30 protein-coding genes and 1 riboswitch are annotated in these 26,313 nt (G+C 35.2%); of the genes, 26 read left to right on the forward strand and 4 right to left on the reverse strand.

Translation table 11 applies throughout. From position 1 onward, the window contains the following. The first annotated feature begins 3 nt into the window (after positions 1–3). From resC to ACUN26_RS04145, 5 genes are all read left to right on the forward strand, one after another. The gene (resC, locus tag ACUN26_RS04125) at positions 4–1,161 is read left to right on the forward strand and encodes a cytochrome c biogenesis protein ResC (RefSeq protein ID WP_000250078.1); all 1,158 of its coding nucleotides are present in this window, start codon (positions 4–6) and stop codon (positions 1,159–1,161) included. A gap of 303 nt (positions 1,162–1,464) precedes the next feature. Beyond that, positions 1,465–2,181, forward strand: coding sequence for a DNA-binding response regulator ResD (gene resD, locus ACUN26_RS04130; protein ID WP_000426665.1), 717 nt, complete (start codon positions 1,465–1,467; stop codon positions 2,179–2,181). Then, positions 2,181–3,956, forward strand: coding sequence for a sensor histidine kinase ResE (gene resE, locus ACUN26_RS04135; protein ID WP_000964658.1), 1,776 nt, complete (start codon positions 2,181–2,183; stop codon positions 3,954–3,956). The genes resD and resE overlap by 1 nt, the downstream gene beginning before the upstream one ends. A gap of 136 nt (positions 3,957–4,092) precedes the next feature. After that, a complete protein-coding gene (locus ACUN26_RS04140; protein WP_000781258.1) occupies positions 4,093–4,674 on the forward strand; it encodes a cob(I)yrinic acid a,c-diamide adenosyltransferase in 582 nt (193 codons plus the stop codon). Between the two features lie 85 nt (positions 4,675–4,759). Continuing rightward, a complete protein-coding gene (locus tag ACUN26_RS04145) occupies positions 4,760–5,374 on the forward strand; it encodes a peptidoglycan DD-metalloendopeptidase family protein (protein WP_000866135.1) in 615 nt (204 codons plus the stop codon). A 28-nt stretch (positions 5,375–5,402) separates the two neighbouring features. Here the strand turns inward: ACUN26_RS04145 and ACUN26_RS04150 are convergent, their stop codons facing one another. Then, positions 5,403–6,089 (reverse strand): hypothetical protein, encoded by a 687-nt coding sequence (locus ACUN26_RS04150; protein WP_000710843.1) that lies wholly within the window; start codon positions 6,087–6,089, stop codon positions 5,403–5,405. A 248-nt stretch (positions 6,090–6,337) separates the two neighbouring features. Then, a riboswitch (FMN riboswitch) is annotated at positions 6,338–6,477 on the forward strand. Between the two features lie 162 nt (positions 6,478–6,639). Between ACUN26_RS04150 and ACUN26_RS04155 the strand changes: the two genes are divergently transcribed. After that, entirely contained in the window at positions 6,640–7,218 is a 579-nt protein-coding gene (locus tag ACUN26_RS04155; RefSeq protein ID WP_000810841.1) for an ECF transporter S component, read from the forward strand. A 123-nt stretch (positions 7,219–7,341) separates the two neighbouring features. Here the strand turns inward: ACUN26_RS04155 and ACUN26_RS04160 are convergent, their stop codons facing one another. Then, the gene (locus ACUN26_RS04160; RefSeq protein ID WP_001151993.1) at positions 7,342–7,590 is read right to left on the reverse strand and encodes a ferredoxin; all 249 of its coding nucleotides are present in this window, start codon (positions 7,588–7,590) and stop codon (positions 7,342–7,344) included. A gap of 298 nt (positions 7,591–7,888) precedes the next feature. Between ACUN26_RS04160 and ACUN26_RS04165 the strand changes: the two genes are divergently transcribed. From ACUN26_RS04165 to ACUN26_RS04220, 12 genes are all read left to right on the forward strand, one after another. Further along, on the forward strand, positions 7,889–8,950 hold the full coding sequence (locus ACUN26_RS04165; RefSeq protein ID WP_001176977.1) for a helix-turn-helix domain-containing protein: 1,062 nt from the start codon (positions 7,889–7,891) through the stop codon (positions 8,948–8,950). Next, entirely contained in the window at positions 8,940–10,469 is a 1,530-nt protein-coding gene (locus tag ACUN26_RS04170; RefSeq protein ID WP_000762985.1) for a RecQ family ATP-dependent DNA helicase, read from the forward strand. Before ACUN26_RS04165 ends, ACUN26_RS04170 begins: the two co-directional genes overlap by 11 nt. After that, on the forward strand, positions 10,469–11,032 hold the full coding sequence (locus tag ACUN26_RS04175; RefSeq protein WP_001025774.1) for a CPBP family intramembrane glutamic endopeptidase: 564 nt from the start codon (positions 10,469–10,471) through the stop codon (positions 11,030–11,032). The genes ACUN26_RS04170 and ACUN26_RS04175 overlap by 1 nt, the downstream gene beginning before the upstream one ends. A gap of 22 nt (positions 11,033–11,054) precedes the next feature. Further along, positions 11,055–11,534 carry a LysM peptidoglycan-binding domain-containing protein gene (locus ACUN26_RS04180; protein WP_001231536.1) on the forward strand — a complete coding sequence of 160 codons (480 nt, stop codon included), beginning with the start codon at positions 11,055–11,057 and terminating at the stop codon, positions 11,532–11,534. Between the two features lie 67 nt (positions 11,535–11,601). Continuing rightward, positions 11,602–12,378 (forward strand): metallophosphoesterase, encoded by a 777-nt coding sequence (locus ACUN26_RS04185; protein ID WP_000637912.1) that lies wholly within the window; start codon positions 11,602–11,604, stop codon positions 12,376–12,378. Beyond that, positions 12,378–13,253 carry a MerR family transcriptional regulator gene (locus tag ACUN26_RS04190; protein ID WP_001142655.1) on the forward strand — a complete coding sequence of 292 codons (876 nt, stop codon included), beginning with the start codon at positions 12,378–12,380 and terminating at the stop codon, positions 13,251–13,253. Before ACUN26_RS04185 ends, ACUN26_RS04190 begins: the two co-directional genes overlap by 1 nt. A 77-nt stretch (positions 13,254–13,330) precedes the next feature. Continuing rightward, on the forward strand, positions 13,331–13,939 hold the full coding sequence (locus ACUN26_RS04195; protein ID WP_001235404.1) for a genetic competence negative regulator: 609 nt from the start codon (positions 13,331–13,333) through the stop codon (positions 13,937–13,939). 321 nt (positions 13,940–14,260) lie between these two features. Further along, the gene (gudB, locus tag ACUN26_RS04200) at positions 14,261–15,547 is read left to right on the forward strand and encodes an NAD-specific glutamate dehydrogenase (protein ID WP_000225171.1); all 1,287 of its coding nucleotides are present in this window, start codon (positions 14,261–14,263) and stop codon (positions 15,545–15,547) included. A 78-nt stretch (positions 15,548–15,625) separates the two neighbouring features. After that, a complete protein-coding gene (locus ACUN26_RS04205) occupies positions 15,626–15,835 on the forward strand; it encodes a hypothetical protein (protein ID WP_000426778.1) in 210 nt (69 codons plus the stop codon). Between the two features lie 93 nt (positions 15,836–15,928). Beyond that, on the forward strand, positions 15,929–16,165 hold the full coding sequence (locus ACUN26_RS04210; protein WP_002038314.1) for a DUF3961 domain-containing protein: 237 nt from the start codon (positions 15,929–15,931) through the stop codon (positions 16,163–16,165). Between the two features lie 79 nt (positions 16,166–16,244). Next, positions 16,245–16,775 carry a peptidoglycan recognition protein family protein gene (locus tag ACUN26_RS04215; protein WP_001240651.1) on the forward strand — a complete coding sequence of 177 codons (531 nt, stop codon included), beginning with the start codon at positions 16,245–16,247 and terminating at the stop codon, positions 16,773–16,775. Positions 16,776–16,884: 109 nt separating this feature from the next. After that, positions 16,885–17,865 carry a YpdA family putative bacillithiol disulfide reductase gene (locus tag ACUN26_RS04220; protein WP_001168500.1) on the forward strand — a complete coding sequence of 327 codons (981 nt, stop codon included), beginning with the start codon at positions 16,885–16,887 and terminating at the stop codon, positions 17,863–17,865. A 32-nt stretch (positions 17,866–17,897) separates the two neighbouring features. Here the strand turns inward: ACUN26_RS04220 and ansA are convergent, their stop codons facing one another. Further along, positions 17,898–18,872, reverse strand: a complete 975-nt coding sequence (gene ansA / locus ACUN26_RS04225; protein ID WP_000821997.1) for an asparaginase — start codon at positions 18,870–18,872, stop codon at positions 17,898–17,900. 180 nt (positions 18,873–19,052) lie between these two features. On the opposite strand from ansA, the gene ACUN26_RS04230 reads away from it, so the two are divergent. From ACUN26_RS04230 to ACUN26_RS04245, 4 genes are all read left to right on the forward strand, one after another. Further along, the gene (locus ACUN26_RS04230) at positions 19,053–19,226 is read left to right on the forward strand and encodes a DUF5359 family protein (RefSeq protein WP_000754950.1); all 174 of its coding nucleotides are present in this window, start codon (positions 19,053–19,055) and stop codon (positions 19,224–19,226) included. Between the two features lie 130 nt (positions 19,227–19,356). Continuing rightward, positions 19,357–20,034: a (d)CMP kinase gene (gene cmk, locus ACUN26_RS04235; protein WP_000361259.1), complete on the forward strand. Its 678-nt coding sequence runs from the start codon at positions 19,357–19,359 to the stop codon at positions 20,032–20,034. 334 nt (positions 20,035–20,368) lie between these two features. Next, positions 20,369–21,517, forward strand: coding sequence for a 30S ribosomal protein S1 (gene rpsA, locus ACUN26_RS04240; RefSeq protein WP_000229553.1), 1,149 nt, complete (start codon positions 20,369–20,371; stop codon positions 21,515–21,517). A gap of 12 nt (positions 21,518–21,529) precedes the next feature. Then, complete coding sequence (locus tag ACUN26_RS04245) at positions 21,530–22,579, forward strand: type 2 isopentenyl-diphosphate Delta-isomerase (protein ID WP_000251050.1); 1,050 nt, start codon at positions 21,530–21,532, stop codon at positions 22,577–22,579. 351 nt (positions 22,580–22,930) lie between these two features. On the opposite strand, the gene ACUN26_RS04250 is transcribed toward ACUN26_RS04245, so the two are convergent. Next, entirely contained in the window at positions 22,931–23,065 is a 135-nt protein-coding gene (locus tag ACUN26_RS04250; RefSeq protein WP_000513901.1) for a YpzI family protein, read from the reverse strand. A gap of 117 nt (positions 23,066–23,182) precedes the next feature. Here ACUN26_RS04250 and ACUN26_RS04255 point away from each other — a divergent pair, with 117 nt between their 5' ends. From ACUN26_RS04255 to der, 4 genes are all read left to right on the forward strand, one after another. Continuing rightward, positions 23,183–23,794, forward strand: coding sequence for a YphA family membrane protein (locus ACUN26_RS04255; protein WP_000349114.1), 612 nt, complete (start codon positions 23,183–23,185; stop codon positions 23,792–23,794). Further along, the gene (locus ACUN26_RS04260; RefSeq protein ID WP_000141591.1) at positions 23,787–24,680 is read left to right on the forward strand and encodes a YIEGIA family protein; all 894 of its coding nucleotides are present in this window, start codon (positions 23,787–23,789) and stop codon (positions 24,678–24,680) included. Before ACUN26_RS04255 ends, ACUN26_RS04260 begins: the two co-directional genes overlap by 8 nt. Continuing rightward, positions 24,677–24,862, forward strand: a complete 186-nt coding sequence (locus ACUN26_RS04265) for a capping complex subunit for YIEGIA (RefSeq protein WP_000979055.1) — start codon at positions 24,677–24,679, stop codon at positions 24,860–24,862. The genes ACUN26_RS04260 and ACUN26_RS04265 overlap by 4 nt, the downstream gene beginning before the upstream one ends. A gap of 124 nt (positions 24,863–24,986) precedes the next feature. Continuing rightward, positions 24,987–26,297: a ribosome biogenesis GTPase Der gene (gene der, locus ACUN26_RS04270; RefSeq protein ID WP_001125887.1), complete on the forward strand. Its 1,311-nt coding sequence runs from the start codon at positions 24,987–24,989 to the stop codon at positions 26,295–26,297. Positions 26,298–26,313: the final 16 nt, after the last annotated feature.

Genomic DNA, 26,313 nt, shown 5'->3' on the forward strand with positions numbered 1-26,313 from the left:
GATATGGTGCAAATAAGTAGTAACTTTCTCTTTACCGCATTTATTTTATATTTAATAGCAACTCTATTTTTTGGGGGAGCAATTAAAGAAAAGGGTCATAAATGGGCAAATGTAGGAATAACGATTACAATTTTAGGATTTATAGCACAAACAGTATATTTTGTTACAAGGTGGATTGCATCAGGTCATGCGCCAGTTAGTAACTTTTTCGAATTCGGTACGTTTTTCGGTATGATGCTTGTCGGAGCATTTATTGTAATGTATTTTATGTACCGCGTAAGTATAATTGGACTATTTGCATTACCAGTTGCTCTTTTATTAATTGCCTATGCAAGTATGTTCCCGAGGGAAATATCCCCGCTTATCCCATCTTTAAAAAGTAACTGGTTACACATTCACGTGACGACTGCAGCAGCAGGACAAGCAATTTTAGCAATTAGTTTTATTACGGGCGTTATGTATTTATTGAAAAATGTAGATCAATCAACGAGAAGTAAACGTACATTTTGGTTAGAAACGGTAGTGTTCACACTTGTTTGTACAGTTGGATTTATTGCGGTAACGACAGTATTCTCCAGTATGAAATATGAAGCTAAGTTTCAATGGATTGATAAAAATGAACAACAAGTCGAGATGAAGTATAATCTCCCAGCTTTAGTTGGACCACATGAAGGGAAGTTACTGACAGAAAATAAATTAGAACCGACAGTCGAAGTTCCAGCGATTGTAAATGCGAAAAAATTAAATACTGTTATTTGGTCAGTAATAGTTGGAACACTACTTTATGTTGTATTAAGACTTGTTTTACGCAAACGAGTATCAGCGGCACTTCAGCCACTAGTAAAGAATACGAATAGTGATTTACTGGATGAAATCGGATATCGATCTATTGCAATTGGATTCCCAGTTTTCACATTAGGTGCGCTAATTTTTGCGATGATTTGGGCTCAAATAGCATGGACGCGTTTTTGGGGGTGGGATCCGAAAGAGGTTTGGGCACTTATAACGTGGCTCTTTTATGCGGCAGTATTACATTTACGATTATCTAAAGGATGGCATGGGGAAAAATCAGCGTGGCTTGCAGTAATTGGTTTTGCGATCATTATGTTTAACTTTATTGTAGTGAACTTAATCATTGCGGGTTTACATTCATATGCATAGAGAAATAAAATAGGAGAGTGTATGTCACTTTCCTATTTTATTTTTGTCAAATTTTCTTCTTTTTTGAGAAAAACATGACAAAGTAGCGGTTGATTTTGTAAAATGATGTCGAGGACATAATATACTGTTCAAATAAAATACATAGTTTTGGAAAAAAATTGAACAAACTTTATTATTCTTGTGAAGCATAATAGTGGGAAGTGAAACATTTAGAGGAGTGCTTAAATAACCGAGAATAGCGCAATATAATAGTGTAGAAGGGTAGGTGTGAACCGCTGATGTGAAAATATGCAGCGGGTAGAAATGGAAAATGAATTTAGAATTTTAATTGTAGACGATGAGGATCGCATTCGTCGTTTATTGAAAATGTACTTAGAAAGAGAGCAATACACAATTGAGGAAGCAGATAATGGTGATACAGCTTTAGAAATGGCGTTGCAAAATGATTATGATTTAATCTTATTGGATCTTATGATGCCTGGTAAAGATGGTATCGAAGTGTGCAAAGGGGTTCGTGAGAAAAAAGCGACACCAATTATTATGTTGACGGCAAAAGGTGAAGAAGTAAATCGGGTACAAGGATTTGAAGTTGGAACGGATGATTATATTGTAAAACCATTTAGCCCACGTGAAGTAGTGCTTCGTGTGAAAGCGGTGTTACGTCGTGCTGTACCAACAACATTCTTTACACAAGATACAACGACGAAAGATGTTACTGTGTTCCCGCACTTAACAATTGATAACGATGCACATCGTGTTACTGCAGATGGTAATGAAGTGAACTTAACGCCGAAAGAATATGAATTACTATTATTCTTAGCGAAAGCTCCTGATAAGGTATTCGATCGAGAGCAATTGTTGAAAGAAGTATGGCAATATGAATTCTTCGGAGATTTACGTACAGTGGATACGCATGTAAAGCGTTTACGTGAGAAATTAAGTAAAAAATCACCAGATGCTGCGAAGATGATTGTTACCGTTTGGGGCGTGGGTTACAAGTTTGAGGTTGTGAACGACTGATGCTTTGGAGAAGTGTAGTAGGGAAGTTATGGATGACCATATTACTTCTCGTTTCGTTTGTTCTTGGATTTGTTGCGATTTTACTTTCACAGTTTTTTAGAACGTATTATGTTGATATGAGTGAAGCTAGGCTTCAGAAAGTTGCAACAAGTGTTTCAGAGTTAATTGAAGAAGGTGCCGATGTAAAAACGATTGAGAATATCGCGTATAAATTCTCTGACCCACTTTCAAGAATCATTATTGTAGAAGATGGTAAGGAGATTTCATCTTCTCCGAAACAAGAAGGATTAGTTACGCTAACAATAGATGATTTAAAAGAAGATAAAGAATTAGCTGCTGTTTTTAAAGATAAAAAAGAAATTAAAAACAACATAAGAAAAGCTTCTAATAGTAGGAAGAATAAAAATACTGAAAATGATATTATGATTGTCGGAAAACCGGTGCAATCAAAAAATCAAAGTGCAGTGTTCGTATATGAATCTTTACAAGTACCAATACAAGGTATGGAGAGAACGACTGATTTTATTTTCTTATCGGCTGGGATTGCGATTATATTAACAACTTTCTTTGCGTTCTTCTTATCTACTCGAATTACCGCACCGCTTCGTAAAATGCGTGAGGTTGCTTTTGAGGTGGCACGTGGGAAGTTTGATGCAAAGGCCCCTATGGTATCTCAGGATGAAATTGGTGAGCTTGCAACGGCCTTAAATCAAATGGGTAAACAGTTGAAGTTTAATATGAATGCTTTGCAGCAAGAAAAAGAACAGTTAGCTAGTATTTTGAGTAGTATGGCAGATGGAGTTATTACGTTAAATCAAGAAGGTGAAGTCGTAGTTATTAATCCACCGGCTGAAAATTTCTTACAAGTTTGGCAAGAAGAAAAAGAGATAGAGCTAAGTAAAAAACTACCTTCTGAACTTGTGGAACTATTCCATCGCGTTGTAGAAAGTGAGCAACAACAAGTTGTTGAAATTAATTTGCAAAAAGGTAACTACGTAGTTCTTATGACGCCGCTTTACAATCAAACGAAAATTCGTGGGGCTGTAGCAGTGTTGCGTGATATGACGGAAGAACGCCGTCTTGAGAAGATGCGTCAAGACTTTATTGCCAATGTATCACATGAACTTCGTACACCAATGGTCATGCTTCAAGGGTATAGTGAAGCGATTTTAGATGATATTGTGCAAACGAAAGAGGAAATTAATGAGTTTGTTCAAATCATTTATGATGAATCCGTTCGTTTAGGTAAACTTGTAAATGAATTATTAGATTTAGCTCGTATGGAAAGTGGCCACGTAGAGTTACATATTGGTGAAGTAGATATTCATCCATTTGTCGAAAAGATTGGCCGTAAATTCCAAGGGATTGCAAAGGATAAAGAAGTTGAACTAACAGTAGATTTCCAAAGTCCAATTGAACAATATCCGTTTGATGCAGACCGTATGGAACAGGTGTTGACGAATTTAATTGATAATGCAATTCGTCATACGAATGCAGGTGGACATGTTGCACTTGTAATTCATACGGAAAATAATGGTCTTACTTTCGAAGTGCAAGATTCAGGTGCTGGTATTCCAGAAGAAGATATTCCATTCTTGTTTGATCGTTTTTACAAAGCTGATAAAGCAAGAACACGCGGGAAAAAGGGTGGAACAGGACTCGGGCTTGCGATTGCTAAAAATATTGTTCAAGGCCATGATGGGAAAATTTCTGTCTCAAGTGTTGTTGGAGAAGGAACTACATTCTCTGTATATTTGCCGAATCGTATAATTTAGATATATGTTTTTAAAGTTAATAATAAATAAAGTTCTACTGTTTTTTATTTTTTTGTAAAATCAATTAAATAAATTATAGTAGAACTTTTTTCTATCTTAGTCGAATTAAGAATATCGAGAGAGGTGCTGTGAAGAAATGAAATTATATACGAAAACAGGAGATAAAGGGAAAACAAGTGTAATAGGTGGCAGGGTGGATAAAGATAATATTCGTGTAGAAGCATATGGCACGATAGATGAGGCGAATTCTCATATTGGATATGCGATGACTAAGCTACAAGGCGGGGCATTTGGAGATGTTTACAATGACCTTGAAAATATTCAACATGAACTATTTGATTGCGGGGGAGATTTGGCGATAGTGGAGGAGAAAATCCCTTATAAAGTAACGATCGAAATGGTCGAAAGCTTGGAAAGAAGGATTGATTTGTATATAGAAGAAGCGCCACCATTAGAACGCTTTATTTTACCAGGTGGTAGCGAGGCATCGGCTACCATTCATATTGCACGTACTGTTGTAAGAAGAGCAGAGCGCTCTATCGTATCGTTGAAAAAAGAAGTGGAAACAAATGAAGTTGTTCTAAAGTATGTAAATAGATTATCTGATTATTTGTTTGCAGTAGCTAGAGTAATAAATACTCGATTACAAGTAAAAGATGTGGAGTATAACCGTAGCGCATTAGTTTTTCGTGATAAGAAAGAGAAGGAAGTGGAGTAATTCACTTTCTTTTTTTTGTATACTTTTTTCTGTAATATACCAAAATAGAGAAGGTATGGTGGTAATTAGAAAACGGAGGATGTATATGAAAGTGTTAAAATGTAGCGTCATGTTATTGACTGTACTGTTTTTATCTCAATTACATGTTTACGCAGAAGAAAATCGATGGACATGGCCTGTGGAAGGACAGATAAGTGATTATTTTGGGACAAGGCATGGAAAACACTACGGTATTGATATAGCTGCACCGATCGGAGTACCTGTGGCAGCTATTCAAGATGGCAAGGTGACAAAGTCTTATTATTCAAATAGTTATGGGAACGTTGTATTTATTAAACATGGAGAATATGAGGCTGTGTATGCACATTTAAATAAGAGACACGTAGTTCAAGGGGATTATATTTCAAAAGGAGAAATAATTGGAGAAGTAGGAAACACAGGAGAATCACGAGGTGCACATTTACATTTAGAACTTCATCAAGGAAGATGGACGATGGCGAAAAAGAATGCGATGAATCCATTACTTGTTTTAAATGAACAAAGAAATGAAGTTGTTTCTTCCTCATTATATGTCGTACAAAAAGGGGATACTTTAGTTAATATTGCACGGAAATTTAGTATGACACTTAAGGAAATAAAAGCAAAAAATGGATTGCAGCAAGAGCGAATTTATCCAAATCAACAATTATACGTAAAGTAAAGAAGAGCTAGTTTAACTAGCTCTTCTTTTACCAAAAAATAAAGACACATATAAATCCAGAAATAGCTAAGTAGCTATATAAGTAAAAAACTTTTGTTCTTGTTTTTTCTTTTGTTCGAAACAGTACAATAGTCGGTTCAATTAAACCGATTGTCAAACAAAGTAAGCCAAGAAGCATACAACCAATCGAAAGAGAGTACAGGGCGATTTGTGGTGCTTGAAATGGAATCATCCATTTTAATAAAAATGCAATAAGTGCAGTGTAACAAATGCTGCCGATGTATTTATTCAACGGTGTATTAGAACGAAAACCAGGAAGTTTTTTTAAGAAAGAGCGAGAAACAACTTCTGTTTGTAAAGATGTATGCTCTTCGATAATTTTTTGAGCTTCTTTTCCTTTTTGGAAAAGGGATAATATCCAGTTACGCTCACCTTGAAAAATAAATTGAGAAGTTGTCAAATAGTGATCAACCTTCACTTTATTCCAACTCTTCCATGGATGACGCTCGCACAATTTTAATTTACTTTCTGTTTTTTTATCATACTGATAAATACTGATGCCATCTTCATCGAAAGCAGCATAGTATGTCTCGCTTGAGAATGTGCCTAAATCAATTGGACAGTAGAAAAGTAATTCTTTTTTTAAGTAAAAGTATTCTTTTCTTAAGTTTTTTTTCATTGCTTCTCGAATAGAGTGTCTTTTATCTTTCTTCATGACATTTCCTCCATAACTCAGAAAATGTTCTTATCTTAACAATTCAACATCTTATCACTTTTCATTATATATGACTAGGGAATTCAAAAGAGAAATGCCTAATAATAAAAAATATGGGGTGTATTGTAAAATATTTTGCAATTATTAATGGGTTATAAAAAATAAATAACTAATTTTAAATAAGTTACAATTTTTTAGTTCACAATGTTATTAGGTTGTTGTATAATGAAGGGGAAAATAGAATATCGGTCTATCTTCGGGGCAGGGTGAAAATCCCGACCGGCGGTGATGAACTATTTATGATTTCGTTCTAAGCCCGCGAGCCGTTAAGGCAGGATTTGGTGTGATTCCAAAGCCGACAGTATAGTCTGGATGGGAGAAGATGGAGGTTCAAGCGTTCAAAAAAGATAGGAATTTGAACGTCTGTTTGATGTGCCTTAAATTCTCCCTTTGTGTAAAACACAAAGGGTTTTTTCATTCTATGAAAAAATAGGCATAGCAGAACCTTTCCACTTTCCATGAGATGATCGATGGAAAAGGAGAGAGAACGATGAAACAAAAAAACAGTGTAGTAAAGATGGTGAGTATAGCAATGCTAAGTAGTATTGCATATTTACTAATGATGTTGGATTTCCCGTTCCCAGGGCTTCCGCCATTTTTAAAAATTGATTTTAGTGATGTGCCAGCTCTAATTGCTGCAATTATTTTTGGACCAATTGCGGGGATAATTGTAGAGGGAATAAAGAATATTTTACATTACGGGATTCAAGGTAGTTTAGTAGGAGTGCCAGTTGGAGAAATTGCAAACTTTATTGCAGGATGTTTATTTATTGGACCAGCAGCTTTCTTATTTAGAAAGTATCGTACTGTAAAGAGTTTAACGACAGGACTAATGTTAGGGACAATTACAATGGCGCTAATTATGAGTGTATTAAACTATATCATCATATTCCCAGCTTACACTTGGTTTTTAAATGCACCTGCTATGTCTAGTGAGGCTATAAGAACGACTGTTGTAACAGCGATCTTACCGTTTAATTTAATTAAAGGAATTGTAGTAACAATTGTATTTGTAGCATTATTCTCACGCCTGAAAGTATGGGTGTTTGCAAAAATGAAAAATGCATAACATATAAAATAAAACCATTAGTAGTGTGAAACTACTAATGGTTTTTTGTTAAGTAGAATGAAAATAGGGAACAAAAAATGCCCCTCATCAATATGAGGGGCATTTTTTGAAGTTAATAAAAGACTATTCGAATTTTAAAGCGTCGCCGTCAAATGATTCGTCAGCAACTTTAATTGAGTCAGTTGGACAACCTTCGAATGCATCCATCATATCTTCAATTAATACATCTGGAATTTCAACGATACCTTGGTTATCATCTAATGTTACAAATGCAATACCTTCATCATCATAGTCATAAATGTCTGGTGCAGCAGCGCCGCAAGCACCACATGCGATACAAGTATCTTTATCAACGATTGTATATTTTGCCATCTTTTTTCCCTCCTGATAATATGTATGTGAAAAGCTCGCCATAAAAATTATAACCTTATTGTAAAACGGTTTGTAAAACTTTTCAACATAAAATTATAATGATAATGCTTATCAATTAGAGTGTCAACTTATTTTTGAATTATGTCATAAGATTTTCAAAATACGTAAATGTTATTTCGTTTGGTACAATAGAGTATGTACAAGCATATGGTACCGATATGATAAGGTTAATGAGTAACAGTAGACGTTGTAATCATATTGAAAAAGAATTAAGTTAAATTGGAAAGGGGAAGCGGTAATGCAACTACAATATACTTTATTGTATTGTTTAAAACAATTGAATGGCGAAAGGACCGTTTCTTCTATTTATTATTTATTAAAAGGAAAGAGGTCATCGCAAACATTACAAGATGGGAAGATGTTTCAAATTTCTTTTTTGTTTGGGATTTATAAATCTTTGAATAGAGCTGATTATGATCAAGAAGTTGCAAAGTTGGTACAAACGGATTTAGTTCAATCTATACATGAAAATACATACGTAGTAACGACTGCTGGTAACATGCAATTAAACAAATGGAAAGATGACTTTGCTTTTCCGACGTGTTTACATGGTTTACACTATGGTGAAATAGGTGAAACGTTTTGGAAGAGATTATCATTAATCGTTCAAACCATTTCGAATTTACAACAGGTGAATACGAAATTTATTCCAATTCAGCAAGATACAGAAATAATGATGTGGGTGAAACGTTTTCTCACTGGAATACCATATATGAGAAGTGAATTGGCTAAAAGGTTGTGGAAGGAGATGTATACTCTTTTACAAAAAAATAAACCATTAGAGGCGACAATCGTAACATATCGCTTAACGGGCTATAAACGCATCGGTTGTACGTTGCAACAATTAGCGGAAATTACGAAACAAGATGTATTTCGAGTGTATTTTTTATTTTGGGGTACAATTCATTTCATTATTCAAGAAGTTCGTAATAAAGAAAGTGAGTTTCCGTTATTAGCTGAAATTATATCTTATCCAAATGAGAAGGCTGATTTATTTAGCATATCTACGAAAAAAACATATAATCTTTGGAGACAAGGACGCTTTCTGGAAGAAATAGCAACAATTCGGAATTTGAAGGTTGCAACGATAGAAGATCATTTTGTAGAAATCGCTTTACGAGAAAAAGAATTTTCAATTGAGATGTTTATGGAGAAAGACAAAATAGATAAAGTAAAAGAAGTAATTGAGACATTACAAACACGTAAGTTACGTGTCTTGAAACAAGCGGTTGGGGAAGAGATATCTTATTTTGAAGTCCGTCTTGTATTGGCACGGATGGAGGGTATAAATGAAACTTGAGGAATATTTATATAAGTGGTTTGGATATTCTGAATTTCGTCAAGGACAAAAAGAAGTTATTACAGACTTATTAGAAGGAAAAGATGTTATAGCGATGCTTCCGACTGGAAGAGGGAAATCTATGTGCTATCAACTCCCAGGGCTAATGCAAGGAGGAACAGTGCTTGTTGTATCACCACTATTATCTTTAATGGAAGATCAAGTTACACAATTAAAGTATGTTGTGAAAAATCGAGTGATTGCATTTAATAGTTTTCGGACATTAAGTGAAAAAAGAGAAGCGATGAAAAAATTGGCTTTTTATAAATTTATTTTTGTGTCTCCAGAAATGTTGCAATCGGATTTATTAATAAGAGAATTGAAGAAAATTCATATTTCAATGTTTGTTGTGGATGAGGCCCATTGTATTTCGCAGTGGGGGTATGATTTTAGACCGGATTATAAAAAATTAAACGTAGTAATTGAGAACATTGGATCTCCTACGGTACTAGCATTAACAGCGACAGCGACAAAGGATGTACTGCAAGATATAGCAGAGAGTTTAAGTTTAAAGAATGTCTCGCAGCATGCATACTCTATTGATCGTCCAAATATTGCAATGGAAGTGCAATTTATAGAGACGATAGAAGAGAAGAAAGAAGCACTTTTGGAACATGTGATGTATTTACAGGGGCCAGGGATTGTATATTGTTCAAGTAGAGCATGGACAGAACGTTTAACGGAATATTTAAGAGGAAAAGGCTGTACTGGTGTGGCTTTTTATCATGGTGGTATGGAACATGAAGAGCGTATGTTAATTCAGCAGCAATTTATGAATGACCAATTGCAAATTGTAATATGCACAAGTGCTTTTGGTATGGGAGTAAATAAGTCGAATACGAGATATATTATTCATTTCCATTATCCGACTAATATAGCTTCCTACTTACAAGAAATCGGAAGAGCTGGAAGAGATGGCGAACCGAGTATAGCCTTTTTATTATGTAGTCCGTTGGATCACGATTTGCCAATTTCAATTATTGAAGATGAATTGCCAAGTAAGTCGCAAATACAATTTTTATTTTCTTTACTACAAGAAAGAATGTTTCAAACGAAAGAATTACCAATAGAAGATGTAGAAGAAATTTGTTATAATGCAGCAAGATTTAATGAACAATATTGGCGTTTCATCCGCTATCATCTCGAACGGCTTGGGATCATACAACGGCGAAAACTAATATTAGAGAGCTTGTCAGATGAAATCATGAACAGATTAATAGCTGAAGTAGAAATAAGATTGCGTAATAAATATAGTGAGCTAGAAAACATGAAGTCATGGATACAAGTTAAAGGATGTAGGCGTGAATATGTGCTTCAACAGTTCGGTTATAGAAAAGAGACAGAGTTAAAAAATTGCTGCGATTATTGTGGTATTACAAAAACGGAGTATAAAAAAAGACGAGCGCAACAATCCGATTTCGACTATAATTGGGAAACAGAGTTACAAAAGCTTTTCGGCCTAGAGAAGATGGAGGAATGATGAACATTCAAAGGCATAATGTTGAAGATATGAGTCCGAAAGAAATAAGGCTGAATCTGTATATAACACAGCTAATTATTATTGGTATTGGTTGTTTGCTAGCATATATATTATTTCGAGATACAAAAGAAGTTTTTAGTCTTTGGAAGTGGGAACCTGTACGAATACTTATAGTAGGTAGTTTATTAGCGATTGGTATTGTGTTATTAGATTATGTTGCAATGCGAGTATTTCCAGAGTCTTGGTTTGATGATGGTGGTATTAACGATAAGATGTTTCAAGGAATGTCAGTTATGCATTTACTCGTTATTACGTTCGTTATTGGCTTTGCAGAAGAATTTTTATTTAGAGGTGTAATGCAGACTCATTTCGGAATTATAATAGCAAGTTTAGTATTTGCAGTCTTACATATTCGGTATATAACAAAGCCATTTTTGTTTTGTTTCGTATGTTTTATTAGTTTTGTCTTTGGTTATGTATTTGAATGGACAGGGAATTTATTTATAACAATCTTTGCACACTTTCTTGTTGATTTTATAATGGGACTCCAACTAAGAAAATAAATGGAAGGTGGTGGTGAACAACATGAGGAAACGAATTCCTGATTTTGAAGAGGAATTAGAAGTTGAGCAAGTGGAAGAAGATGAAAGTTTACCGCCGCGAAGTGAACTTCATAGAAATAAAGAGAAAAAGCAAAAGTTTAAAATGAATCACATTTTTGTCCGAGTATTAACGTGTCTATTCATATTACTACCAATTAGTATTTTATGGTATACGGATAAATATATTCAGGTGAAAAGTGATAGTAGTAATGCTGGTAAAAGTGCGTTTGAAGTAATTTTTTTTGATTCAGCCAAATCTGAAACTCAGAAACAATCTGAGAAGGTGGTAACGCATACTGTGAAAAAGGGAGAAACTTTAGAAAGTATAGCGAAGCAATATTTTTCAGATGAAAGTGGGATTGAAGTTATTAAAAAGTATAATAACTTAGAAGAAGATGAAGTGAGTGCAGGTCAAGAATTAAAAATTCCGATAAAAGATAAGTCCGTAAAACAAGAGAGCTAGTAAACTAAGCAATTCGTAGCTTGTTATAAAAACTGAGGATTATCTTTATGAGTAGGGGAGTAAAAATATGATATGGATTACAATATTAAGTACTCTCATATGTATAGGTATAATATTTCTTCTTGTAATGTATAAAGAAGCGATGCGTAATACGGTATTGGAACATACTTTAGAATTTAAAGAATTCCCGCAAAGTTTTCAACAGATGAATATGTTTTTTATTTCTGATATTCATAGAAGAGTCGTTTCAGATTCGTTAATTGAGCGAATAAAGGGAAAAGTAGATCTCGTTATTATTGGTGGTGATTTAGCGGAAAAGGGCGTACCTTTATCAAAAATCTCTGCAAATATTCAAAAGTTAAGAGCGATAGCTCCTGTATATTTTGTATGGGGAAATAATGACTATGAGATTGAATACCATGAATTAGATGCGTTGCTATTAGAAAATAATGTGAAAGTTTTAGATAATACAAGAGTTGTATTTGAATCTGAGTTAGGAGAGAAAATTTGCTTACTCGGTGTAGATGATGTTGGATTGGAACGTGATCGTTTAGACTTAGCATTGGCTGATTGTAAAGAAGAGGGATTTCGTATTTTAATTAGTCACAACCCTGATATAATAAAAAAAATGTCTGGAAAAGAACAAATTTCACTTGTGTTAAGTGGACATACACATGGAGGACAGATTCGATTATTCCCATCTGAAAAATATTTAAAAGGTGGCGTATATAATCATTCAAATACGACTCTCTTTGTTAGTAATGGATACGGAACAACATTGATTCCACTTCGTTTTCGAGCACCTGCTCAAACACATATTATTACGTTATGTGGAGGGAAATGATGCCAACTCTAAATGGAAAATATAATATAAAAGCTGTTTCGAATATTATTGGAGTTCAACCGAGTACGCTTCGTGCATGGGAAAGGCGATATCAGATTATTGCCCCAAAGCGGAATCAAGCTGGGCATCGATTATATACAGAAGAGCATATTCGAATTTTGAAATGGTTAATGGAGAAGGTTTCTTCCGGTATGATGATTGGACAAGCAGTGCAGTTATTAGAAGGGAATCGTTTGCAGAGTAATGCCCAAAAAGAAATACATTACGATAAAGAAGTTGTTTTAGTGGACGATTTACTACAAGCTTTGTTAGAATTTGATGAAATTACAACTTCTGCATTAATAAATGAGGCTTTTAGTATTTATTCAACAGAAAAAGTTATCACCGGTATTATTCTTCAAGTGACAAACAAATTGTTGACACTAAAAAATAACAATGAGATTGCAATGACGCAATTCCAATATGCCGTATCATTTTTACAAACTCGTCTAGGAATGGTGTATCATAATGCTTCAACGTTTTCTTCCATACACAAAGTAATTGTGTTAGAAAATAATACATTGAAAGGATTTATTTTCTCAATGTATTTACGTTTAAAAGGATATGAGGCGATACATATTAGGACAAGTTTAGAGGGAGATGGCATGTTATTAGCGGTTGAGCAAATACAGCCAAAACATTTATTTGTCTCTTTTGAAAATGGCCTAGAACTGAAAAGGGCGATGAATGTTGGGGATTTATTGCAAGAAAAAAATGAGAACCTTTCTGTTGGGGTTATAGGGGAAATAAGCGCTCGAGATCAGTTGAACATTCAAACAATCCTAATCGGCGATACGAAAGAAGAATGGGATGAATGGTTAAAAATGTTAGAATAGTTGTTCGGAAAGAACCATCTATTTTCTATTTCATATAATAAAAATTAGATTCAATGGTTACGTAGGGAGGGTATGAGATGAGGCTGGAACGATTAAATTATAATAAGATAAAAATTTTCCTAACATTTGATGATTTATCTGAACGAGGATTAACGAAAGAGGATTTATGGAGAAATGCACCGAAAGTACAGCAACTATTTCGTGATATGATGCAAGAAGCAAATAAAGAATTAGGATTTGAAGCAGATGGTCCGATTGCAGTTGAAGTATTTTCTCTACAAGCACAAGGCATGGTTGTAATAGTAACGAAGGAAAATCAAGAAGTGGATACAGATGATGAGTTCCGTGACGAGTTTATTGAAATGCAAGTGACTCTAGATGAGAGCGAGCACATACTTTATGAGTTTGCTACACTAGACGACGTAATTAACCTGTCGAATCGCTTATATAACCTTGGTGTAACTGGCGGAAAGTTATATACATGGGATGGGCGTTTCTATCTTTGGATGGAAGAAGAAGAGCAAATACAATTATTGAAGGCGGATTTTATAGCTATTTTAGCAGAATACGGTAATCCGTCTACGGCAACCATTTACCGTGTAATGGAGTATGGTAAAGAATTAATGGCTTCTCAAGCAATTGAACAAGTATACAATTACTTTGTGAAAAAGCAAAACCTCAGCTAATATAACATAGCTGGGGTTTTGTATTTTATTTGGATAAGAGGAGTAAGGCTAGGGTCAATTATAAATATTTAAACAAACGTTTTCTTAATTAAATATACCGTTTCGCGACGCTGTATTCGAGTGAGATAAAAAATATTTAAATATTTAAGTATTTTACTTTTCTAAAAGCAATAAAAGGACTATAATAATAGTGAAAACGCTTGCAATACGAAATAAGTTGTATATATTTGTTAGCGTTTTCTATTGCATTCCAAATTTAACGGTGTATACTAGGCAATGAAGGTTTACTAAACAAGTGAAATTACAGGGGGTTTACTTACTATGGTAGCCGAAAAGGGAACTCAAACAAAAACACAACAACAAAGGGAACAACATTTTGAACTATTGAATTCGACACAAATTGTTATTAGTGAAGCATTAGAAAAATTGGGTTATCCAAACGAAGTATATGAATTATTAAAAGAACCAATTCGTATGATGACAGTGAAAATACCAGTTCGTATGGATGACGGGACTGTTAAAATATTTACAGGATATCGTGCGCAACATAATGATGCTGTTGGTCCAACGAAAGGTGGAATTCGCTTCCATCCGAATGTAACAGAAAATGAAGTGAAAGCACTTTCGATCTGGATGAGTTTAAAATGTGGTATTGTTGATTTACCGTATGGTGGAGGTAAAGGTGGAATTATCTGTGACCCACGTGAAATGTCATTCCGTGAATTAGAAAGACTAAGCCGCGGTTATGTACGAGCAATTAGCCAAATCGTTGGTCCTACAAAAGATATTCCGGCTCCAGACGTATTTACAAACTCTCAAATTATGGCATGGATGATGGATGAGTATAGCCGTATTGATGAATTTAATTCACCAGGATTTATTACAGGTAAGCCACTTGTATTAGGTGGATCACACGGACGTGAAACAGCAACAGCGAAAGGTGTAACAATTTGTATTCGCGAAGCTGCAAAAAAACGCGACATTGATATTAAAGGTGCGCGTGTTGTTGTTCAAGGGTTCGGTAATGCGGGTAGCTTCTTAGCTAAATTTATGCATGATGCAGGTGCGAAAGTAATTGCAATTTCAGATGCTTACGGTGCATTACATGATCCAAATGGATTAGATATTGATTATTTATTAGACCGTCGTGATAGCTTCGGTACAGTAACAAAACTATTTAATAATACAATTTCAAACAAAGAATTGTTAGAACTTGATTGCGATATTTTAGTTCCAGCTGCAATTGAGAACCAAATTACAGAAGAAAATGCTAATAATATTAAAGCAAAAATTGTTGTTGAAGCTGCAAATGGTCCAACAACTTTAGAAGCAACTAAAATTTTAACAGATCGCGGAATTTTACTTGTTCCAGACGTATTAGCAAGTGCTGGTGGAGTTACAGTATCTTACTTTGAGTGGGTACAAAATAACCAAGGTTACTACTGGACAGAAGAAGAAGTAGAACAACGCTTAGAAAAAGTAATGGTAAGATCATTTGATTCTATTTATGAAACAGCACAAGTTCGTAAAGTGAACATGCGCTTAGCAGCTTATATGGTTGGTGTTCGTAAAATGGCTGAAGCAAGTCGCTTCAGAGGTTGGGTATAATATTATATCGTGAAAAAACGTGATTCCTTTCGAGGGAATCACGTTTTTTTGTTGGAGTATTAGTGTGAGGTGTTGTATATGGAAAATGAAATGATGGAACGAGTAGAACAATTAGAAGAAAAGGTTAAGAGCTTAGAGGGAGAACTCTCAAGAACGACGAAAGCCCGAAAAACAAGTGTCGTTCGGATGTTCGGAGAAGGCTTATTGTTTTTAATATTTGGTGTGGTTGTAGTAGGGCCGATTATCGCTTTTATATTCACGATTATTACTTGGCTTGTTGAAAAATAAAATAAAAAAATAAAAGAACGCTTGTTCTGTACGAACAAACGTGCTATACTCTCCTTAGATAAACAAAACGGAAATGATTTTAAGGAGAGATAAATGATGAAAATGACAGTAGACCAAAGATTTATGATGCCAGCAGATGTTGTAGAACGAGTGGAAGTATTACGAAACAAAAAAAGTAAGCGTGGCACATTATTACAATCAGTAAATAAATTTTTCGGCTTAGATACGAAAGAAGATTGTGTTTGGTTTTACGGTTTTTATGGAGTCGCTGTAAGTATTTTGTTATTTATGGTGTTCACATCAAATATTTTCGATTTTCTCTTCGTGTAAGAAATATGCGATAAGGACATTGCTACCGAATACATATATAAGGAAGTAAGGTAATTTTCTAAAGCGGGAGTTGGTAGTAATGGCGATGTTTCCTATAGAGCGTAACTATATTGGATATGGAAGTTCACGACCGGGAATTCCTCTTTCTAAAGTAAGGTTTATTGTAAGTCATGATACAGGGAATCCTGGTAGCAATGCAATAGGAAATCGGGATTACTTTAATGAAATACAACCGAAAGCTTCGGCGCATACATTTATAGATGACAAAACAATATTGGAAATTGTTCCTATAAATGAAGTTGCGTATCATGTTCGATATGGTGTGTCGACGGATAATGACTTATATGGTTATGATGCGAATAAGGCTGCCATTGGTGTGGAACTTTGTTATGGCGGTGATGTTAACTTTTGGGAAGCGTATACGCGTTTTACATGGTATCATGCTTATTTATGTCAAAACTTTGGCTTGAATCCGAAAAAAGATATCGTATCACATAAAACACTTGATCCAGCTAGAAAGATTGATCCTGAAAATGTATTAGGGAAACAAGGTATTAAATTTCAACAGTTTTTAGCAGATGTCTATCGGATGTACGTTTCGTTTAGATGACAAACGTATGAAAAATGAATACAATAAAGATAGGTGCCTACTGTTGTAAGTAGGTTTTTTCTTGTTTTTATAAATAGTGCAGAGGTAGAAGACTAGGAGTGAACCGAGTATGCAGAAAGAAACAGCTATCATAATTGGAGGCGGTCCGTGCGGATTAGCAGCAGCAATTTCGTTGCAAAAGGTAGGGATTAATCCGTTAGTAATTGAAAAAGGAAACATTGTAAATGCGATTTATAATTATCCAACTCATCAAACATTTTTCTCCTCTAGTGAAAAATTAGAAATTGGTGAAGTAGCTTTTATTACCGAAAACCGTAAGCCAGTTCGAAATCAAGCACTTGCGTATTATCGCGAAGTAGTAAAGCGTAAATCTGTACGCATAAATGCTTTCGAACGAGTAGAGAAAGTTCAAAAAGATGGAGAAGTTTTTAAGGTTGAGACGGCGAAACGTGACGGACATAAAGAAATATATATAGCGAAATATATTGTTGTAGCCACTGGATATTATGACAATCCAAATTATATGAATGTTCCAGGTGAGGAACTGAAGAAAGTAGCTCACTATTTTAAAGAAGGACATCCTTATTTTGATCGAGATGTAGTAGTTATAGGTGGAAAAAACTCAAGTATAGACGCTGCGTTGGAACTTGTTAAAGCAGGAGCGCGTGTAACGGTACTGTATCGTGGAAGTGAGTACTCGCCGAGCATTAAGCCGTGGATTTTACCGGAATTTGAGGCGTTAGTACGAAACGGTACAATTCAAATGCATTTTGGGGCTCATGTGAAAGAAATTACTGAACATACATTAACGTATACCGTTGATGACGGGGCATTTACAATCCAAAATGATTTTGTATTTGCGATGACGGGTTACCATCCTGATCATAGTTTCTTAACGGAGATGGGCGTTCGAATTGATGAAGAAACTGGGCGTCCGATTTATACAGAGGATAGAATGGAAACAAACACTGAAAATATTTTCATTGCAGGTGTAATTGCCGCTGGGAATAATGCAAATGAAATATTTATCGAGAACGGTAGATTTCATGGAGATGCGATTGCGCAAACCATTGCGTCGAGAGAAAAATAAAAAGAAGCTGTCGAAAAATTCGACAGCTTTTTTTATTCGTGCATAAACATATTTTGGATTGTTTCATGTGATTTTGTATTCTCTAATGCGACTAGTAATTTAATACGTGCTTTTTGAGCGTTTAAGCCGTATGTGAATATAACGCCCATATCTTTTAATTGTTTGCCGCCACCTTCATATGAATATACGTCTTGAACGATACCATTGAAGCAACGTGAAACTAATACGACTGGAATTCCTTTGCTTATTAATCGTTCTAAACTAGGGAGTGTACGTGGAGGCAAATTACCTTGTCCAAGCGCTTCAATGACAATTCCGTCAACTGGAAGGTTTTCAATTGCTGCTAACAATGTATCATCCATACCAGCATATGCTTTTAGAACAACTACGTTTTTAGAGATGTTATTTACTGTATACGTTTCATGATGTACTAAAGCGTGATGGAAAACAACACCACGTTTTGTTACCATTCCAATTGGTCCATATTGTGGACTTTGGAATGTTGCAACATTACTTGTATGTGTTTTCGTTACATTTGTAGCGCAATGAATTTCGTCGTTTAATACGACTAGAACACCTTTTTCTGCAGCTTCATTACTGCTAGCTACTTTTACAGCTGATAAGAAGTTATATAGACCATCAGCACCTAATTCATTACTAGAACGCATTGCGCCTGTTACTACGATTGGAATAGTTGCTTTGACTGTTAAATCTAGGAAATATGCGGTTTCTTCTAATGTATCCGTACCATGCGTAATGACTACGCCATGAATGTTGTCTTGTTTTACTCTTTCATCAATGATGACTTGTAATTGTAACATCTCGCTTGGTGTCATATGAGGAGATGGTAGATGGAACACATCTTCAACGATTAAATCAACATCGCCTTCTAAATCAGGAATGAATTTTAAAAGAGGATTTTTTTCTCCTGGTTGTATGACCCCAGTTTCTTTATCTTCCTCCATTGCAATTGTTCCACCTGTGTGTAAAACTAGGATTCTTTTCAATGCTTATACCCCTTTCAAGTTGAAAAATACATTTAGAACATAACATGTTTTGAGTAAATTCGACAATGAAAATGTATAAAAGCATGCTTGGAATATGACAATAAATTTAATTGCGCTATGTACGTTGTATAAAATCATGAAATGTAATGTGTAAGTATATGGTGGGAAGGAGTGGATATCTTGAAGAAGGTGGAGAAAATTATCATTCGTATATTAATAATTCAATTTATTTGTCTTTGTGTTGTGCAATTGTTATTTATACATAAGTCATCAATAAAATATCTATCTAAAATTGTTTATTATGAAGGTGTCGTCGCGAAAAATAAAGAAGAAATCTTACAGGTGAGTAGGTAGTTTTCGTTTTCTTCTAGGAAGGATTATGCTACAATAATTGAGGATTTAATGACGTGAAGCAAATGAGAAGAAGCAGGGATGAATACCTGCTTTTCGTTTTGTTTTATAAGTGAAAAAATGAGGTGTTACAATGGATAAACGAATTTCAATTGCTATAGATGGTCCAGCAGCTGCTGGGAAAAGTACAGTTGCAAAAGTTGTGGCAAAGAAGCTTTCTTACGTTTATATTGATACAGGCGCAATGTACCGTGCTATTACATATGCAGCCCTTGAACAAAAAGTGGATATTGAAAATGAAGAAAAGCTAATGGAAGTTGTAAAAAATGTGAATATTGAATTTCAACAAGGAGAAAATACACAACTTGTATTTTTAAATGGACAAGATGTTTCGGAAGTTATTCGTACGCCTGATGTGACGAATCGAGTATCTATTGTGGCAAAGCATCGTCTTGTTCGTGAAGAAATGGTTCGTCGTCAACAAGAATTAGCGGAAAAAGGCGGCGTTGTAATGGATGGCCGTGATATTGGTACACATGTGTTACCAGATGCTGAAGTGAAAATCTTTATGCTTGCTTCTGTAGAAGAAAGAGCGGAAAGAAGACATTTAGAAAATATAAATAAAGGTTTCGATTCTAATTTAGAGCAGTTACAAGAAGAAATTGCTCAGCGTGATAAATTGGATTCAGAACGCGAAGTTTCTCCTCTAAAAAAGGCTGATGATGCATTGGAATTAGATACAACTTCTTTATCAATTGAAGAAGTCGTCCAAAAAATTATGGGTATTGTTTCAGGAGTATTTGCGAAATAAAGAAAGGGGATTATCCTCTTTCTTTTTTTGTTTGTATAGAAATGTAAAGGATACGTGAATTGTGAGTCTCTTTCCTTGACAAATGAGCCGATTTATAAGAAGTTAGTTAAAGAGGAATAAAACTGTCAGAATATATTCGCTATTATATTTCAAAACATACTTTCTTCAAGATGATTTTGCTGTATACTATTTATATAGGATTAATATATTTTCTTATGAATGCTATTGAAAAAGAGTATGTGATGATAAATTCTTAAACATGCAAATGAAAACATTTGTTTTCATTTCGTATATACATAAAAATGCTTTGTCAATTCTGTAGGGAGGTATTTCCATGGTAGAGAAAATGAATGAAGAAGTTATGGATTCAAAAGAATTACAAGTTGGTGACGTTGTTACAGGTTCTGTAACGAAGGTTGAAGAAAAACAAGTGCTTGTAAATGTTGGATACAAAACAGATGGCGTAATTCCAATTAGTGAATTAGCTAACGTTCATATTGAAAAAGCAAGCGATGTTGTAGAATTAGATCAAACACTAGAATTGAAAATTATTAAATTAGAAGAAGATGATCTTGTTTTATCTAAACGTGCTGTTGATGCAGAAAAAGCATGGGTAGAATTACAAGAGAAATTTACTTCTGGTCATGTATTTGATGTTACTGTAAAAGATATCGTGAATGGTGGATTAGTTGTGGACCTAGGCGTTCGTGGTTTTATCCCAGCTTCACTTGTAGAAGTACATTATGTAGAAGACTTTTCTGACTATAAAGGAAAAACATTAGCGGTAAAAATTGTTGAATTAGACCGCGAAAAAAATCGTGTAATCCTTTCGCATAAAGCGGTAGTAGAATTAGAACTAGATTCTAAGAAAAAAGAAGCAATCTCTTCGTTAAAAGAAGGGGATATTGTTGAAGGAACAGTACAACGATTAACGGATTTTGGTGCTTTCGTTAACGTTGGTGGTGTGGACGGTTTAGTTCACATTTCGCAAATTTCACACGAACGTGTGGAGCAACCATCTGAAGTGCTAGAGCAAGGTCAAAAGGTAAAGGTAAAGGTGCTATCTGTTGATGCTGATACGCAACGTATCTCTTTATCAATTAAAGCAGCTCAGCCGGGACCTTGGGAAAATGTTGCTGGTGAAATAAAAGCTGGTGATATTCGTGAGGGAGTAGTAAAACGTCTAGTTACATTCGGTGCTTTCGTTGAAATTTTACCTGGCGTTGAAGGGCTTGTGCACGTATCTCAAATTGCAAATCGTCACGTGAAAAATCCAAATGAAGTATTGGAAATGGGACAAGAAGTAAAAGTGAAAGTACTTGAAGTACATGTAGCGGAAAAACGTATTTCTTTAAGTATAAAAGAAGCACTTGAAGAAAATAATGTAACAGAAGATTATAGCAAATATGAGCCAAATGCTGATTCTGCTACTTTCCAATTAAGTGATATTATTGGTGAACAACTGAAAAAATTAAAGAAATAAAGAGGGGTACGAGTGGTAAGGGCAAAACGTAAATTAGATCATATTGAATATGCTCTTTCTACTGGTCAGTCTCGTACGCATGGCTTTCATGATATTGATTTTGTGCATCAAAGCTTGCCAAATTCAAGTTATGATACTATAACATGTGAAACAAAAATCGGCGAACTTTCACTAAGTTCGCCGATTTTTATCAATGCGATGACTGGTGGTGGAGGAGAGCAAACGTTACATATTAATGAGCAACTAGCATATGTAGCGAAACATCATAATCTCGCTATGGCTGTAGGTTCGCAAATGGCAGCGTTAAAAGATGAGCGTGAGGCGGCTTCTTATAAGGTCGTTAGAAAGATAAATCCAAATGGGATTTTCTTTGCGAATTTAGGTAGTGAGGCAACTGTCGAACAGGCAGAGCGTGCCGTTGATATGATTGAAGCAAACGCACTACAAATTCATTTAAATGTTATACAAGAGTTAACGATGCCTGAAGGAGATCGTGATTTTACGGGGGTACTTCAGCGGATTGAACAAATTGTTTTAAAGAGTAAAATTCCTGTCATTGTAAAAGAAGTTGGATTTGGGATGAGTAAGGAAACAGTGCAACAGTTAGTGAGTATAGGTGTAACGGCAATTGATATTGGTGGACAAGGTGGTACAAATTTTGCTGCTGTTGAAAATGAAAGAAGACAGCGAATGCTTTCTTATTTTAATAACTGGGGCATACAAACAACTACCTCGATTATTGAAGCAACCTCTACAAATAACAACCTCTCTTTTATTGCATCTGGGGGCATACAAACAGCGCTTGACGTGGCGAAGGCAATCGCATTAGGGGCGAATACAACCGCATTTGCTGGATACTTTTTACGTATTTTAATGCAAGATGGTATCGAGAAGTTAGTGGGTGAAATTGATCTTTTACATACAGATTTAAAATTTATTATGACAGCTCTTGGTGCGAAGACGATAGAAGAGTTGCAATCTGTACCTCTTGTTGTAAAGGGCGAAACGTATCATTGGTTAATGCAGCGCGGTATTGATACAACGCATTATAGTAGGAGATAAAAAACCAACCGAACGGTTGGTTTTTTGTTTTTTATTCTTTTTTGTAATATAAAGTAGGGAACGGAATTAGTATTCTATAAAAAACAGACGTTTAATAAGATTAATTGTATATAAAAATATTATTCGGCGGAATTTGCAATTGAAAAAGAGGTTGCAAAAATGAAAAAATATAGAAGAGGTGATGCTGAATTATTAGAGAGAGCTTAAATTTCCTATGGGAAATAGGTGAAGGTGAAATTAAGTCATGGGAAGATTAGTATATAAAATATTATTTCAATATAAATAAAAATCATTAAAATAATTATGAAAAAAGACGGTTTCGGACAATATCGAAACCGTCTTTTTGTATGTTTAGTGCTGATTTTGCTTGCGAGCTTGCTCCGGTGTATCAAGACTTGTTGCACCAGGATATTGAAGTGATTGGTCGCGATCCGATTCAACGCGGCGTGATTCTCTTAGTTTTCGTTCTTGGCGATCTTTACCCATTGTGAATAGCACCTCCTTATTAAAAGTGTTGCTGTTATATGAAAAAACTATGCGTAAAGAAAGGGGGATTAACTTTCATAAAAAGTTCCCATAATGGAAAACATAGGAGGTGAAATGATGGATGGGAGTACTTTTTATTTTGTAGCTTGGATAGGGTGGGTTATCGTAACTTTCTTTATGAAAAAGGAATCTATTCGATGGAAGTTAAGTGCTTGTATATTGATTTTTATAATTTGCTCTCCGTTACATGTAACGATTGCTTCATTCACGGTATCAATAAATGCTCTTTTACTTTGTATTATTTCTTTTATAGGGATTACGCTATATTCTATTTGGAAAAAAATATATACCTTACTTTCGGCGCTTATTATTGCAATGTTATATACAAGTTTTCATTTGTTAGAAGTATATGACCCGATTTGGATTGTGGTGGATAGGTTGTTTCTGTTAAGTGGTGCCCTTGTGTATGCATCAGTTTTATTGCATGGAGATCGTTTCCTGCGATTATGTTCTTTATATATAGGGATGTTGCAAGGAGAGTTGTTAGTGACACTTATTTTTCGAAAACTAAACTTCCCTTATGATTACGGTAGTTTAGCGTTTTTTGATATCATCGCCGTTTCTACATTGTTTATGACAATTTTATTTTGGATTGCAAAAGTATCAGTATACATGGAACAGTTTAAGCGGAAAACACGTAAAAGAAAGGCGAGGGTAATACATGACTGAATATACACCAGCCATTTTATGTGGCGTAATAGCAGGGACGGTAACGAGAGTGTTAATGCTTCGCACGGATACGCGGCAATATCCAACGAGGCTTCATGGGAAAATTATTCATATTGCGATGGGGTTAATTGCCGCAGCCTTAGGAGCGATTGCAATCCCGTCTATTTTGAAAAAAGATTTTTCTGCCATTACATTTCTTACGTTAGCAGCGACGCAATTTCGTGATGTGCGTAATATGGAAAGAAATACGCTTCAACAATTAGATGGATATGAGCTCGTACCGCGTGGAAATACATACATTGAAGGAATTGCATTAGTTTTTGAAAGTCGCAACTATTTGGCGATGTTAACGTCATTTGCAACGACGTTTGCGTATATAGGGTTCCATTCATGGATTGCTGGAGTAATTATGGCTATAATAGCATTTTTTATTGCGAAAAAATTAATGTCAGGCAAAAGGTTACATGATCTTGTTGATATCGAGCATGTACCGCTTCGCTTTGAAGGAGCGGGGCTTTATATTGATAATATTTATATTATGAATATTGGATTGCCGGCAAGGCAAGAAGAAATTATGAAATATGGAATGGGTTTTATTTTAAAACCGAAATCAATTGATGCGATGGTTACAATTGCAAATTTAGGACAACGGCAAGCTATTTTACATGATGTCTCTGTTGCTCTAGGGATATATAGGGATTCAGGTACACCAGCACTTGTACCGTTAGCAAAGCGTGATTTAGAAGATGGAAGAGTTGGCATCTTTGTCTTGCCGCAAGACCAAGATGCCGAGAAAGCGATAGGTGTCATAGGGAATGTGCCAACGCTAGAAAGTGCCGTTCATATGTCATCGGAAGCCCCGAAAGGAAGGGGAGATAAAAGATGATGTTAGAAAGTGTTATTCTCGCAGTAATTACAACGACACCGGAAAAGTTTGCAGGCGGAGCTCCCTTATTTACTTGTGAGACGAAAGAGGAACTAGAATTTGTTGCAAATAATTTAGAGGCGATATTAGATGGTATTGCGCATCGCTTACAAGAGAATGTATATATTATTGTGAAACATTAGCAACGTGTGTTATAATATGAGGTGTTTTGATACGTTGAGAAATATTCTGGAATGCAAATCCCTTCTTGCACAAAGAAGGGTTTTTTACATAATAAACAGAAGCAAGTTGAAAGGATGAAAGTATATGCCGAAACCAGTAATAGCAATAGTAGGCCGCCCGAACGTAGGAAAATCTACTATTTTCAATAGAATTGTTGGAGAAAGAGTTTCAATCGTAGAAGATATACCAGGTATAACGCGAGACCGTATTTATAGTGCGGGAGAATGGTTAAATCATGAGTTTAACATTATTGATACAGGTGGAATTGATATTGGAGACGAGCCGTTCTTGACACAAATTCGTCAACAGGCGGAAGTAGCGATTGATGAAGCAGATGTTATCATTTTTATGACGAATGGTCGCGATGGTGTAACTGCAGCAGATGAAGAAGTTGCTAAAATTTTATATCGTTCTAAAAAACCTATTGTACTTGCGGTAAATAAGGTTGATAATCCAGAAATGCGTAGTGACATTTATGATTTCTATGCATTAGGATTCGGTGAGCCATTCCCGATTTCAGGTACACATGGTTTAGGACTTGGTGATTTGTTAGATGAAGCTGCAAATCATTTTCCGAAGATTGAAGAAGAAGCGTATGACGATGAAACAATCCGTTTCTCTTTAATTGGACGTCCAAACGTAGGGAAATCATCACTTGTAAATGCACTTCTTGGTCAAGAACGTGTAATTGTAAGTAATATAGCAGGAACGACACGTGATGCTGTTGATACACCATATAGCAAAGATGGTCAAGATTATGTAATTATCGATACAGCTGGTATGCGTAAAAAAGGGAAAGTATACGAAAGCACAGAAAAATATAGTGTACTTCGTGCGCTTAGAGCGATTGAACGTTCTGACGTTGTTTTAGTCGTTTTAGACGGAGAAGAAGGAATTATTGAACAGGATAAAAAAATTGCTGGATATGCTCATGATTCAGGACGAGCTGTTATTATCGTTGTAAACAAATGGGATGCAGTGAAAAAAGATGAGAAAACAATGAAAGCATTTGAAGAAAATATTCGTGCTCATTTCCAATTCTTGGACTATGCACCGATTGTATTCTTATCTGCGAAAACGAAAAAACGTACACAAACATTGTTACCAGTTATTAATGAAGTAAATGAAAGTCATAGTATCCGTGTACAAACGAATGTATTAAATGATGTAATTATGGATGCTGTAGCGATGAATCCAACGCCGACTCATAATGGTAGCCGTCTGAAGATCTTCTATGCGACACAGGTTGCGGTAAAACCACCGACATTTGTTGTGTTTGTAAACGATACAGAATTAATGCACTTTTCATATGAGCGCTTCTTAAAGAATCGTTTACGTGAAGCGTTCGGTTTTGTAGGAACACCGATTCACATTATCGCTAGAGCAAGAGACTAATGGAGAGGATGTGATT

The organism is Bacillus sp. WC2503 (genome assembly GCF_052682895.1).